The sequence below is a fragment of the Ferrigenium kumadai genome (genome assembly GCF_018324385.1).
Lineage (GTDB): Bacteria > Pseudomonadota > Gammaproteobacteria > Burkholderiales > Gallionellaceae > Gallionella > Gallionella kumadai.
This window is the reverse complement of sequence record NZ_AP019536.1, coordinates 2,560,200-2,572,603: the sequence shown is the minus strand read 5'-3', so window position 1 is coordinate 2,572,603 and position 12,404 is coordinate 2,560,200. Positions and strand designations below refer to the sequence as shown.

Genomic DNA, 12,404 nt, shown 5'->3' with positions numbered 1-12,404 from the left:
GTTGAATAAATAAAAAGGGCGGTTCAACAACGTATAAAGATGCCGCATTCTACATGGCGGGCCGAAACTTATCCACAGGCAAAAAAGTAAATTGGACTTGACACTTAGGCGTTAAGGCTTTGTAATAGCGCGTTTTACGATTTACCCAAGGAAAAAACATGAAACGTACATACCAACCATCCGTAACAAGAAGGAAACGCACCCATGGCTTTTTGGTGCGCATGAAGACACGCGGCGGCCGTGCAGTTATCAATGCACGTCGTGCTAAGGGCCGTGCAAGACTCGCTGTCTAGTCCGTCGGCTGTATTTACCGCTGCGCACCGGTTGCTGCGCAAAGATGGATTTGATCGTGTCTTGCAGGCTGCAAATGTGGCAGACAAGCACTTCAAGATATTTTTTGCCCGCAACACCAATAGCAATGCCCGGCTCGGTATCGTCGCGAGCAAACGTACGTTGCCACACGCAACGGATCGTAACCGCGTCAAGCGGATTGTTCGCGAGGCGTTCCGGAAGCATGGCATCAAGACTCGCAGCATAGACCTGGTTGTAATGGTGAGGCGGGCTTATGCACAAGATAAGCTGGGTCAGGATTTGGAAACGCTGTTTAATCGAGTAGAGGGCAGATGCGCAGAATTGTGATCAAACTGATACATGGTTACCAATACCTGATCAGCCCTCTCAGCCCGCCAACCTGCAGATTCACTCCCAGCTGTTCCCATTACGCCTGTGATGCGGTGTCAAAGCACGGCATCGTCAAAGGGGGCTGGCTCGGCCTCAAACGCATAGCTCGTTGCAATCCTTGGAATCCCGGCGGGTATGATCCCGCACCTTAAATATTCAGACTAGACATGGACTTTCAAAGACTCTTCCTGTTTTTAATCTTTGCGTTTTCGCTCGTGCTGGTCTGGGACGGCTGGCAACGCTATCAGCACCCCGAGCTTTATGTGCAGCAGGAAGCGCCAACCGGCAAAGCGGCAGAAAAGGCGTCGCTGCCGGCAGCAGCGGGACAGACAGCCATAGCACAGCAGGCGGCTCAGCAAGCTGCTGGCAAGTTAGTGCACGTCAAGACGGATTTGCTGGAAGCCGAGATCAGCACCGTGGGTGGCGACATTAGCCGCTTGGCGTTGCTTAAACACCCGGATGCAAAGGACAAGAGCAAGTCACTGGTGCTGTTCCAGCGCGGCGAAGGGACACATAACTATGTGGCGCAGAGCGGCTTGCTGGGCGCGGGATTGCCTAACCACAACAGCCTGTTCACCGCCGAACAGGAACGATATGAGCTTACCGGGAACGCCGAACAGGTTCAGGTGCGCCTCACGGCAGAAGTCGCCTCACCGCTGAAAGTTGTCAAGGTGATGACTTTCCATAAGGGGAGCTATCTGGTCGACATCTCTTATGAACTGGAAAACGCCGGTCAGCAGGCTGTCGGTGCCAGCAGCTACTTCCAGCTGGTTCGTGACAGCGTCCCGCCGGAAGGCAGCTCAGCGCTCCTGCCGACCTATACCGGCGCGGCGGTCTACACAGACAAGGAGAAATTCCAGAAGGTCGACTTCTCTTCTATTGAGAAGGGCAAGACGGAATACCCCAAGCAGGCTGAAGACGGCTGGATCGGCATGTTGCAGCATTACTTCGTTGCGGCATGGCTGCCCAAGGAAAAAGCCGGGCGTGAATATTTCACCCGAAAACTGGATGGAGACCTTTATTCCGCAGGCGTGGTTCTGCCTGAGGTAGCTGTCGGGCCAGGGCAGAAGGCAACGATAGGCTCCACGCTCTATGCGGGTCCCGCGCAGTCCGATCTGGATAAGATCGCACCCGGACTGGGTTTGACGGTGGATTACGGCTGGTTGACCATCATTGCCACGCCGCTATTCTGGCTGATGTCGCTGCTGAATGACTGGACACACAACTGGGGCATCGCCATCATCCTGCTGACAGTCCTGATCAAGCTGGTGTTCTTTCCGCTGTCGGCGGCAAGCTATCGCTCGATGGCGAAGATGCGCCTGGTAGCTCCCAAGCTAGAGAAGATCAAGCAGCAGTATGGCGACGACCGCGAGCAACTGAACCGCGCCATGATGGATCTGTACAAGACCGAGAAGATCAACCCTCTGGGCGGTTGTCTGCCGGTACTGATCCAGATCCCGGTGTTCATCGCGTTGTACTGGGCGATCCTGTCCAGCGTGGAGATGCGCTACGCGCCGTTCTTCGGCTGGATCACCGACCTGTCGGTGGCGGATCCCTATTACATTCTGCCGCTGATCATGGGCGTGAGCATGATCGTGCAGATGCGCCTCAACCCCACACCGCCGGATCCGCTGCAGGCCAAGATCATGCAGATCATGCCGATCGCCTTCAGCGTGATTTTCTTCTTCTTCCCGGCTGGGCTGGTGCTGTACTCCATCGTGAATAATCTGTTGTCCATCGGTCAGCAGTGGTACATCACTCGGGCAGCCGAAACCGAGAAGAAAGTTGCGCCTGCCAAACGCTGATACCATCGCCGCCATCGCCACGGCCCAAGGCCGTGGCGGGGTGGGGGTGGTACGCATATCCGGCCGCGGCATCGAAGATCTGGCCAGCGGCGTTCTGGGCAAGCTTCCCGTCCCTAGACGCGCCACCTATGGCGATTTTCTGGACCAGAACGGCGAAACTCTGGATCAGGGAATCGCCCTTTATTTTCCCGCACCACATTCATACACCGGTGAGGATGTCCTTGAACTGCAGGGGCATGGCGGTCCCGCTGTGCTGCAATTGCTGTTACAGCGCTGCCTCGACCTGGGCGCGCGCCTGGCGCAACCGGGCGAATTTACGCGCCGCGCCTATCTTAACGACAAGCTCGACTTGGCGCAGGCGGAAAGCGTCGCTGACCTGATCGAGGCCAATACCGCGCAGGCTGCGCGCAGTGCGATGCGTTCCCTGCGCGGGGAGTTCTCGGCTGAGATCCACGGATTGGTCGATGAACTGATCCACCTGCGCATGCTGGTGGAGGCGATGCTGGACTTCCCGGAAGAGGAGGTCGATAGCGGCGACATTACGCAGCGTGATGCGCTTCTGAAAGACATCCTGCAAAAATTGCAGCACACGCTGGACACCGCCAAGCAGGGTAGTCTGCTGCGCGAGGGCGCACACATCGTCATCGCCGGACAGCCGAATGTCGGCAAGTCCAGTCTACTCAACCGGCTGTCCGGCGAAGAGGTCGCGCTGGTCAGCGACATCCCGGGCACGACCCGAGATGTGATTCGCCAGACCATCCAGATCCGAGGCGTGCAACTGCACGTGATGGATACGGCTGGGTTGCGGGAAACTCAGGATGAAGTGGAAAGCATGGGGATCGCACGCACCCACCATACTTTGCACCGTGCCGACCTGATTCTGTTGCTTCTCGATGCGAGCCGGGGAATGACTCCTGCGGATGAGGCGATTCTCGCAGGTTTGCCGACAGACATCCCGCGACTGCTGGTGATCAACAAGGCGGACCTGTTGAGTGGCGCGGCGGTTCCTGCGGCCGGGACCGACCCATCGATCGGGGTATCAGCCAAAACCGGTGCGGGCATGGAAGAATTGCGCGGCAAGTTGCTGGAAATGGTGGGTTGGCGCGACCAGGAGAGCGGCGCATTCATGGCACGCGAGCGCCATTTGCGGGCGCTTTCCATCGCAGAAAACCATTTGGTCCAGGCTCAGGCGCTGCTAATCCGAGCCGAGCTGTTCGCCGAAGAACTGCGCCTTGCACAGCGCGCGCTCGGCGAGATCACCGGCGAGTTTTCTCCGGACGACCTGCTTGGCGAAATCTTCGCCCGCTTCTGTATCGGCAAGTAATCGGTTGTTTCACGTGAAACAATGCGCGTTGGATTATTGAATCCGGTGTTGTATGATGCGCGTCCTTTTCATTGCGGCAGCACCATGAATTTTCCAGATATATTCGATGTGATTGTGGTGGGCGGCGGACACGCCGGCACCGAGGCGGCACTGGCCAGCGCACGTGCCGGCTGCAAGACGCTGCTGCTCAGCCACAACATCGAGACGCTGGGGCAGATGTCCTGCAATCCGTCCATCGGAGGGATCGGCAAGGGGCATCTGGTCAAGGAGGTCGACGCCTTGGGCGGCGCGATGGCAGCCGCGACCGACGAGGGCGGCATCCAGTTTCGCATCCTCAACTCGAGCAAGGGGCCTGCGGTTCGCGCGACGCGCGCGCAGGCAGACCGCATCCTTTACAAGCAGGCAATTAGGACGCGGCTGGAAAACCAGCCCAACCTGTGGCTGTTCCAGCAGGCGGTGGATGACCTCCTGGTCGAGCAGGATCGGGTGCTGGGTGTCGTCACGCAGCTCGGCTTGCGCTTCAGCTCGAAGACGGTCGTACTGACTGCAGGCACTTTTCTTTCGGGGTTGGTCCATGTCGGGCTGTCGAATTATCCGGCGGGGCGCGCGGGCGACCCGCCTTCCATCAGTCTCGCGCGCCGCTTGCGCGAGTTGCAACTGCCGATGGGGCGCCTGAAGACTGGTACGCCGCCACGCATCGACGGCCGCACCATCGATTATTCGGTTATGCAGGAACAGCCCGGTGATGATCCTGTTCCGGTGTTCTCCTTCCTGGGCAACGCCGCACAGCATCCGAAACAGTTGCCATGCTGGGTCACCGAGACTAACCAGCGCACACACGACATTATCCGCGGCGGGCTGGACCGCTCACCGATGTTCACCGGGGTGATCGAAGGTGTGGGGCCCCGCTACTGCCCGTCCATCGAGGACAAGATCACGCGCTTCGCCGACAAGGCCTCGCACCAGATATTCCTTGAGCCGGAAGGGCTGACCACGCACGAGATCTATCCGAACGGCATTTCCACCAGCCTGCCTTTCGACGTTCAGTTGGCTCTGGTGCGCTCGATCAAGGGGCTGGAAAATGCGCACATTCTGCGTCCGGGTTATGCCATCGAATACGATTACTTTGATCCGCGCGGACTGAAAAGCTCCTTGGAAACCAAGGCGATACAAGGCCTGTTCTTTGCCGGACAGATCAACGGTACCACAGGCTATGAAGAAGCGGCGGCGCAGGGTCTGCTGGCCGGAGTCAATGCCGCGCTGCAGGCGCGCGAACAGGACGCTTGGTGCCCGGGAAGAGATGAAGCCTATCTGGGTGTGATGGTGGACGACCTTATCACACGCGGCGTGTCTGAACCTTACCGCATGTTCACCAGCCGTGCTGAATACCGCTTGCAGTTGCGAGAGGACAATGCCGACCTGCGCCTGACCGAGATTGGCCGCAGATTGGGCATCGTCGACGATGTGCGTTGGCGTGTATTCGAAGAAAAGCGCGCGGCGATCGCGCGCGAACAGGAGCGTCTGCGCAGCACGTGGGTGAATCCGCGCAACCTTCCGAGAGAGGATGCCGTGCGCGTGCTGGGCAAACCCATCGAGCGAGAGTACCCACTGTATGAATTGCTGCGCCGCCCGGACGTGAGTTATGCAGCGCTGCTGAGCCTGCCCGGAGCTGGTGAGGGCGTGACCGACGAAAAAGTCGCCGAACAGGTGGAGATCCAGGCGAAGTACTCGGGCTACATCGAGCGCCAGCGCGACGAGATAGAGCGCAACGAACAATATGAGGTGCTGTGCCTGCCAAGCGATCTGGACTATCGTGAAGTGCGCGGACTGTCCATCGAGGTGCAGCAGAAGCTCAACAAGCACCGGCCCGAAACGGTCGGGCAGGCGGCACGCATCTCCGGAGTGACCCCGGCAGCGATCTCCTTGCTGCTGGTGCATCTGAAGCGCGGTTTCCGCGATGGCCAACCGAACAAGAAGCGCGCGTGAATTACGGCGATGAATTGCAGCGCGGCATCGCGCAACTGGGTATTGCGCTGGATGCGGAAGCACAGCGCAAGCTGCTGGACTATCTGGCATTGCTGCACAAGTGGAACAAGGTCTACAACCTGACTGCGATCCGCGACCCGCAGCAAATGGTGAGCCATCACTTGCTCGACAGCCTCGCCGTCCTGCCGCATCTGTGGGCGGGGCGGTGGCTGGATGTGGGCTGCGGGGCCGGCTTGCCGGGCGTGGTGCTGGCGATTGCCAGGCCGGGTTGGCGATTCGAGTTGCTGGACAGCAACAGCAAGAAGACGAGTTTCGTGCAACAGGCCGTCATCGAGCTTGGGTTGAAAAACGTGAGCGTTCACTGCGCTCGAGTTGAAGAGTGGCAGCCGTCGGAAAAATTCGACGGGATCATCTCGCGGGCCTTTACCGACCTGGGTGATTTCCTGCGGATAACCCGCCACCTGATGGCGGAGCAGGGCCGCTGGGCGGCGATGAAGGGTTTGGCGGAACGGGAGTTGGCAGGGGTGCCGGATGGATGCCAGGTGGAACGCATCATTCCGCTACAGGTGCCAGGGTTGCATGCGGCGCGCAGTTTGGTGATCGCAACATGCCCAATGGCTGAGCACTAAGAAAAGGGGAGCGAAGCAACATGACGAAAATACTAGCCATAACCAACCAGAAGGGCGGGGTGGGGAAGACCACGACCACGGTGAACCTGGCGGCCAGTCTCGCCGCGGCCAAACAGCGCGTGTTGCTGATCGACCTCGATCCCCAAGGCAACGCGACCATGGGCAGCGGGGTCGACAAACGCGACCTTCAGGCCAGCGTCTATGACGTGCTGCTGGGCAGCAAGACAGTCGCGGAGGCGCGTGTGCATTCGGAGGCCGGCAAATACGACATGCTGGCCGCCAATCGCGACTTGGCCGGTGCCGAGATCGAACTGGTCGATGTGCCGCACCGCGAGACGCGCTTGCGTGATGCGGTGCATGCCGTCGCGTCGGAATACGACTATGTGCTGATCGACTGCCCTCCGGCCTTGAACCTGCTGACCCTGAATGGCCTATGCGCGGCCAGATCGGTGATGATCCCGATGCAATGCGAATACTACGCACTGGAAGGCTTGAGTGACCTGGTGAACACTATCCGCAAGGTGCGCGCCAACCTGAACCCGGACTTGGAGATAGAGGGTCTGTTGCGCACCATGTTCGATCCGCGCAACACTCTGGCGCAGCAGGTCTCGGACCAGTTGCAGGAACACTTCGGCAGCAAAGTGTACCGCACCGTCATCCCGCGCAACGTGCGTCTGGCGGAAGCGCCCAGCTACGGCGTGCCTGCGCTGTATCACGACAAATTATCCAAGGGAACGCAGGCATATCTGGCGTTGGCCGGGGAACTATTGAACAACGCGGCACAACCGGCTGCATAGTCACAAGGAAGATAAAAATGGCAAAACCAATCAAAGGCCTGGGGCGTGGACTGGACGCATTGCTGTCCGGTGGCAAGAGCGAAAAGGATGACGTGCTGCGGGACCTGAACGTCAACATGATGAGGCCTGGCAAATATCAGCCACGTTCGCACATGGACGAGGCTTCGCTGGATGACTTGGCAGCTTCCATCAAGGCCCAGGGCGTGATGCAGCCGATACTGGTGCGACAGTTGGCCGACAGCGGCTACGAAATCATCGCCGGCGAACGGCGCTGGCGCGCAGCGCAGCGTGCCGGACTGACCCATGTGCCGGTACTGGTGCGCAGCGTGCCCGACAATGCGGCGCTGGCGATGGCGCTGATCGAAAACATTCAGCGCGAGAACCTGAACCCCCTGGAAGAGGCGATCGGTATCCAGCGCCTGATCGACGAATTCAAGATGACGCATCAGGTAGCGGCGGATGCGGTGGGCCGCTCGCGCAGCGCGGCCAGCAATCTGCTTCGCTTGCTCAAGTTGCCGCAGGCCGTGCAGAACATGCTGATGGAAAACCAGCTGGACATGGGACATGCGCGCGCACTGCTGCCGCTGGATAGCGGACACCAGATCATGCTGGCCAACAAGATCGTGCTGGAAGGTCTCTCCGTGCGCGAAGCGGAAAAGCTGGTGCAGAAACAGACCCAGGAGCCGGAAGATAAGGCCAAGCCGAAGAAGACGACCAAACTCAGCCGCGACACGCAACGTCTGCAGGAAGAGATGAGCGCCTGTCTCGGAACCCATGTGGAAATCAAGCCGGGCAACAAGGGACGCGGCAAGCTGGTGATCGAATACATGAACCACGATCAGCTGGATGAGTTGTTGAACAAGCTCAAGCAGGGTCGAGAAGTTGAGTAAAGAAGTTGGTAATGAGTCGCAAGAACGTTTGACACCCCCGGTAAACGCCGCTATCATCGCCGCGCTTTTCGAAGCCGAGGCTAAAGAAAAAAAATTAGCGCGCAAGGTGGTCTGGCTGCAAATGGCAGTCACACTGCTTATAGCGGGCATAGCATACGGCACGGAAGCGACGCCGCAATTTGCGATAGCGGTGTTAAGTGGGGGAGTGGTATCAGTTCTCAACGGAGCGTTGCTGGCCTGGAGAATGTCCAGAGCGGCACAGGTCTCCGCCCATGATGCACATCTTCAATTACGGCTCATGTATTTTTACGCCGCCGAGAGGTTCATGGTGGTCGTGGCGCTGCTGGCCCTGTGCATGGCAGTGCTGAAGTTGTCGCCGCTCGCGGTGTTGGGTGGCTTTGTATTAGGACAGGCGGCGCTTTTGTCGGCGCGGCTGTTATTGAGATTGAAATACTGAAGGTAGCGGAAAATGTCCAGTGAAATGGCGGGAGCAGCAGAAGTAGCGGGAGCCGCGCATGAGGCGGCGCATACGTCGGGTGCATACATCAAGCATCACCTGCAGAACTTGACCTACGGGCAATTGCCCGACGGTACATGGGGTATTGCCCACAGTGCCGAAGAAGCCAAGGCCATGGGTTTCTGGGCGCTGAACCTCGACACTCTCATCATGTCGCTGTTGTTGGGCGCAGTGTTCATGTTCATGTTCTATCGTGCAGCGAAAACTGCGACGGCCGGTACGCCGAACTGCCTGCAGAATTTCTGTGAATGGGCGCTGGAATTCATCGACAACAGCGTGCGCGGCTCCTTCTCCGGCAAGAACGCGATGGTCGGCCCGCTGGCGCTGACGATCTTCTTCTGGGTGTTCTCGATGAACCTGATGGACCTGATTCCCATCGACTGGGTTCCGCTGCTGATGACCTCTCTTGGCGTCCCATTCTTTAAGGTCGTTCCTTCCACCGATCCAAACGCGACCTTCGGCATGGCCATCGGCGTGTTCGCGCTGGTGCTGTACTACAGCGTGAAGATGAAGGGTCTGGGCGGTTTCATGGGCGAACTGACGCTGCAGCCGTTCGGCAAGTGGGGCATGCCGGTCAACTTCCTTCTGGAAGGCGTGAACCTGATCGCCAAGCCGATCTCGCTCGCACTGCGTCTGTTCGGCAACATGTATGCCGGCGAAATGATCTTCATTCTGATCGCGCTGATGGGTGGCGCCTGGGCGGGCTTCACAATGAGCGGCGTGACCCTGTTCGGCTCGCAGATCCTGCTGTCGCTGGGCTGGGCGATCTTCCATATCCTGATTGTTACGTTGCAGGCGTTCATCTTCATGACGCTGACCGTGGTCTATCTGGATATGGCTCATCAAGAACATCATTAATAACGGTTTCATCAACTTTACTTTTATCAATAGGAGAAATAGAAAATGGAAATGGCAAACGCACTGCTGTACATCGCTGGCGCACTGATGATGGGTCTGGGCGCACTCGGCGCCGCTGTCGGTATCGGTATCCTGGGTGGTCGCTTCCTGGAAGGCGCTGCTCGTCAACCTGAGCTGATCCCGATGCTGCGTACCCAGTTCTTCGTGGTGATGGGTCTGGTCGACGCCGTTCCGATGATCGCTGTCGGTATCGCTATGTACGTTCTGTTCGCCGTGGTGGGTTAATTCTCCGAATAAGCGACAACGCATAATTCAAGAAAGGTAGCTTGCATGAATATCAATGCAACTCTTCTCGCCCAGCTGATCATGTTCGCGCTGTTCGTGTGGTTCTGCATGAAGTTCGTCTGGACGCCGATCGTGGCAGCTCTGGATGCGCGCAAGAAGCAGATCGCCGACGGCTTGGCTGATGCCGAGCGTGCCAAGCACGACCTCGAGCTGGCTGCCAAGCGTTCCGCAGAGATCCTGCGCGAAGCGAAGGAAAAGGCGGGCGAAATCGTGGCAAACGGTGAAAAGCGCGCAAGCGAGATCGTCGAAGCCGCGAAGACTCAAGCCAAGGTCGAAGGCGACCGCATCATCGCGGGTGCCAAGGCTGAGATCGATCAGGAAGTGTTCCGTGCCAAGGAGCAGCTGCGCACTCAAGTGTCGGCAATCGCTCTGGCTGGCGCAGGCAAGATCCTCGGTCGCGAGATCGATGCTAAGGCTCACAACGACCTGCTCGATAAACTTGTTGCGGAAATCTAAACGCCATGTCTGAAGCTCTTACCACTGCACGACCCTACGCCCAGGCGGCGTTCGAGGAGGCGCAAAAACTGGGAGACCTGAAGGGTTGGTCCGAGATGTTGGTATCTCTGGCCGAGGCGATCGGGAATCCGGAAGTTCGCGCCGTTGTTACCAGTCCGCGCGTTGCCAAGGCGCAAGTCGAAGGTCTGATGGACGCCCTGATGGGCGGCGAAGCCAAACCCCAGCAGCGCAATTTCATCCGCGTACTGGTGGATAACCAGCGCCTGTTGATCCTGCCGGAAATCGCCGGGATCTACGAGGTTCTGCGGGCGGAAGCGGAAAAGACCGTCAATGTGGTGGTGGATTCGGCATTCGAATTGTCGGCTGCACAACAGGACAAGATCGTCAGTTCGCTGAAAAAGCGCATGGGTCGCGAAGTCAAGCTGGTCTGTAAAGTCAATAAAGAATTGCTGGGCGGCGTGGTGATTCGTGCCGGGGACAAGGTGATCGATGGTTCTGCACGCACCCGTCTTGGCGAAATGGCGAACGCCCTGGCCTGATAAAGAATTATCAAGATAAGGAAATCCAGATGAAGCTCAATCCTTCTGAAATTAGCAATTTGATCCGCAGCCGCATCGAGAACTTCGAAGCGCTGACCCAAGCCCGTACAGAAGGCACGGTAGTCAGCGTGACCGACGGTATCGTTCGCGTGCACGGCCTGTCCGACGTGATGCAAGGGGAAATGTTGGAATTCCCGGGCAACACCTTCGGTCTGGCGCTGAACCTCGAGCGCGACTCCGTCGGCGCAGTGGTGCTGGGCGAGTATGAACACATCACCGAAGGCGACACCGTCAAGTGCACAGGCCGCATCCTGGAAGTGCCGGTCGGCCCCGAGCTGCGCGGTCGCGTGGTGAACGCGCTGGGTCAGCCCATCGACGGCAAGGGCCCGATCAATGCCAAGATGACCGACAAGATCGAAAAGGTCGCGCCGGGCGTTATCGCACGTAAGTCTGTTGACCAGCCTGTGCAAACTGGCCTGAAGTCCATCGACTCCATGGTTCCCGTCGGCCGCGGCCAGCGCGAACTGATCATCGGCGACCGTCAGACCGGTAAGACCGCCGTTGCAGTGGATGCGATCATCAATCAGAAGGGTCAGAACATGACCTGTATCTACGTGGCTGTCGGCCAGAAGGCTTCGACTATCGCCAACGTAGTACGCAAGCTGGAAGAGCACGGCGCGCTGGAATACACCATCGTGGTTGCCGCTTCCGCATCCGATTCCGCAGCGATGCAGTTCCTGGCACCGTATGCCGGCTGCACCATGGGTGAATACTTCCGCGATCGCGGCGAAGACGCGCTGATCGTGTACGACGACCTGACCAAGCAAGCCTGGGCATATCGCCAGATCTCCCTGCTGCTGCGCCGTCCGCCCGGCCGCGAAGCTTACCCCGGCGACGTGTTCTACCTGCACTCCCGTTTGCTGGAGCGCGCAGCTCGCGTGAACGCCGACTACGTCGAAGCCTTCACCAAGGGCGAAGTCAAGGGCAAGACCGGTTCGCTGACCGCATTGCCGATCATCGAAACCCAGGCCGGCGACGTGTCCGCATTCGTTCCGACCAACGTGATCTCCATCACCGACGGCCAGATCTTCCTGGAAACCGACTTGTTCAACGCCGGTATCCGTCCCGCGATCAACGCCGGTATCTCGGTGTCCCGCGTGGGTGGTGCAGCTCAGACCAAGGTCATCAAGAAGCTGGGTGGCGGTGTGCGTCTGGCATTGGCTCAGTACCGTGAACTGGCAGCGTTCGCGCAGTTCGCTTCCGATCTGGACGAAGCGACCCGCAAGCAGCTGGAGCGCGGCCGCCTGGTGACCGAGCTGATGAAGCAGCTGCAATACGCTCCGCTGTCCGTTTCCGATATGGCAGCTACGCTGTTCGCCGTGAACAAGGGTTACTTCGACGACGTGGCCGTGAACAAGGTTCTGGCATTCGAATCCGCGATGCACGCGAACCTGAAGTCCAAGCACAAGGCTCTGATGGATGCCATCGAGTCCAGCAAGGACCTGTCTGGCGACAACGAAAAACTGTTGTCCGCGGCCATCGAGGAATTCAAGGCAACTGCAGTTTACTAAGCGGGA

At 58.7% G+C, this 12,404-nt stretch carries 15 protein-coding genes; all 15 read left to right on the top strand.

Annotated features, from left to right (window positions below):
• The first annotated feature begins 158 nt into the window (after positions 1-158).
• A complete protein-coding gene (gene rpmH, locus FGKAn22_RS12475) occupies positions 159-293 on the top strand; it encodes a 50S ribosomal protein L34 (protein WP_212785959.1) in 135 nt (44 codons plus the stop codon).
• The gene (gene rnpA / locus FGKAn22_RS12470; protein WP_246487411.1) at positions 274-639 is read left to right on the top strand and encodes a ribonuclease P protein component; all 366 of its coding nucleotides are present in this window, start codon (positions 274-276) and stop codon (positions 637-639) included. Before rpmH ends, rnpA begins: the two co-directional genes overlap by 20 nt.
• A complete protein-coding gene (yidD, locus tag FGKAn22_RS12465; protein ID WP_212785957.1) occupies positions 624-833 on the top strand; it encodes a membrane protein insertion efficiency factor YidD in 210 nt (69 codons plus the stop codon). Before rnpA ends, yidD begins: the two co-directional genes overlap by 16 nt.
• A gap of 15 nt (positions 834-848) precedes the next feature.
• Positions 849-2,486, top strand: a complete 1,638-nt coding sequence (gene yidC, locus FGKAn22_RS12460) for a membrane protein insertase YidC (protein WP_212785956.1) — start codon at positions 849-851, stop codon at positions 2,484-2,486.
• Complete coding sequence (gene mnmE, locus FGKAn22_RS12455) at positions 2,473-3,810, top strand: tRNA uridine-5-carboxymethylaminomethyl(34) synthesis GTPase MnmE (protein ID WP_212787234.1); 1,338 nt, start codon at positions 2,473-2,475, stop codon at positions 3,808-3,810. Before yidC ends, mnmE begins: the two co-directional genes overlap by 14 nt.
• An 84-nt stretch (positions 3,811-3,894) precedes the next feature.
• Positions 3,895-5,796, top strand: a complete 1,902-nt coding sequence (gene mnmG, locus FGKAn22_RS12450; protein WP_212785955.1) for a tRNA uridine-5-carboxymethylaminomethyl(34) synthesis enzyme MnmG — start codon at positions 3,895-3,897, stop codon at positions 5,794-5,796.
• The gene (gene rsmG / locus FGKAn22_RS12445) at positions 5,793-6,425 is read left to right on the top strand and encodes a 16S rRNA (guanine(527)-N(7))-methyltransferase RsmG (protein WP_212785954.1); all 633 of its coding nucleotides are present in this window, start codon (positions 5,793-5,795) and stop codon (positions 6,423-6,425) included. The genes mnmG and rsmG overlap by 4 nt, the downstream gene beginning before the upstream one ends.
• Positions 6,426-6,445: 20 nt before the next feature.
• The gene (locus tag FGKAn22_RS12440) at positions 6,446-7,222 is read left to right on the top strand and encodes a ParA family protein (RefSeq protein ID WP_212785953.1); all 777 of its coding nucleotides are present in this window, start codon (positions 6,446-6,448) and stop codon (positions 7,220-7,222) included.
• 17 nt (positions 7,223-7,239) lie between these two features.
• A complete protein-coding gene (locus FGKAn22_RS12435) occupies positions 7,240-8,112 on the top strand; it encodes a ParB/RepB/Spo0J family partition protein (RefSeq protein ID WP_212785952.1) in 873 nt (290 codons plus the stop codon).
• A complete protein-coding gene (locus FGKAn22_RS12430; RefSeq protein ID WP_212785951.1) occupies positions 8,105-8,569 on the top strand; it encodes an ATP synthase subunit I in 465 nt (154 codons plus the stop codon). The genes FGKAn22_RS12435 and FGKAn22_RS12430 overlap by 8 nt, the downstream gene beginning before the upstream one ends.
• 12 nt (positions 8,570-8,581) lie before the next feature.
• Positions 8,582-9,487 (top strand): F0F1 ATP synthase subunit A, encoded by a 906-nt coding sequence (gene atpB, locus FGKAn22_RS12425; protein WP_425513845.1) that lies wholly within the window; start codon positions 8,582-8,584, stop codon positions 9,485-9,487.
• A 45-nt stretch (positions 9,488-9,532) separates the two neighbouring features.
• Positions 9,533-9,772 (top strand): F0F1 ATP synthase subunit C, encoded by a 240-nt coding sequence (gene atpE, locus FGKAn22_RS12420; RefSeq protein ID WP_212785950.1) that lies wholly within the window; start codon positions 9,533-9,535, stop codon positions 9,770-9,772.
• Positions 9,773-9,817: 45 nt separating this feature from the next.
• Positions 9,818-10,288, top strand: a complete 471-nt coding sequence (locus FGKAn22_RS12415) for a F0F1 ATP synthase subunit B (RefSeq protein WP_212785949.1) — start codon at positions 9,818-9,820, stop codon at positions 10,286-10,288.
• Between the two features lie 5 nt (positions 10,289-10,293).
• A complete protein-coding gene (locus tag FGKAn22_RS12410) occupies positions 10,294-10,827 on the top strand; it encodes a F0F1 ATP synthase subunit delta (RefSeq protein ID WP_212785948.1) in 534 nt (177 codons plus the stop codon).
• A 29-nt stretch (positions 10,828-10,856) separates the two neighbouring features.
• On the top strand, positions 10,857-12,398 hold the full coding sequence (atpA, locus tag FGKAn22_RS12405; RefSeq protein ID WP_212785947.1) for a F0F1 ATP synthase subunit alpha: 1,542 nt from the start codon (positions 10,857-10,859) through the stop codon (positions 12,396-12,398).
• Positions 12,399-12,404: the final 6 nt, after the last annotated feature.

Bases quoted from the DNA above. Each gene is read 5' to 3' on its own strand.
- FGKAn22_RS12410 (WP_212785948.1), top strand. From the start codon at position 10,294: ATGTCTGAAGCTCTTACCACTGCACGACCCTACGCCCAGGCGGCGTTC.
- yidC (WP_212785956.1), top strand. From the start codon at position 849: ATGGACTTTCAAAGACTCTTCCTGTTTTTAATCTTTGCGTTTTCGCTC.
- FGKAn22_RS12440 (WP_212785953.1), top strand. From the start codon at position 6,446: ATGACGAAAATACTAGCCATAACCAACCAGAAGGGCGGGGTGGGGAAG.
- atpE (WP_212785950.1), top strand. From the start codon at position 9,533: ATGGAAATGGCAAACGCACTGCTGTACATCGCTGGCGCACTGATGATG.
- FGKAn22_RS12435 (WP_212785952.1), top strand. From the start codon at position 7,240: ATGGCAAAACCAATCAAAGGCCTGGGGCGTGGACTGGACGCATTGCTG.
- mnmG (WP_212785955.1), top strand. From the start codon at position 3,895: ATGAATTTTCCAGATATATTCGATGTGATTGTGGTGGGCGGCGGACAC.
- rpmH (WP_212785959.1), top strand. From the start codon at position 159: ATGAAACGTACATACCAACCATCCGTAACAAGAAGGAAACGCACCCAT.
- FGKAn22_RS12415 (WP_212785949.1), top strand. From the start codon at position 9,818: ATGAATATCAATGCAACTCTTCTCGCCCAGCTGATCATGTTCGCGCTG.
- atpB (WP_425513845.1), top strand. From the start codon at position 8,582: ATGTCCAGTGAAATGGCGGGAGCAGCAGAAGTAGCGGGAGCCGCGCAT.
- yidD (WP_212785957.1), top strand. From the start codon at position 624: ATGCGCAGAATTGTGATCAAACTGATACATGGTTACCAATACCTGATC.
- atpA (WP_212785947.1), top strand. From the start codon at position 10,857: ATGAAGCTCAATCCTTCTGAAATTAGCAATTTGATCCGCAGCCGCATC.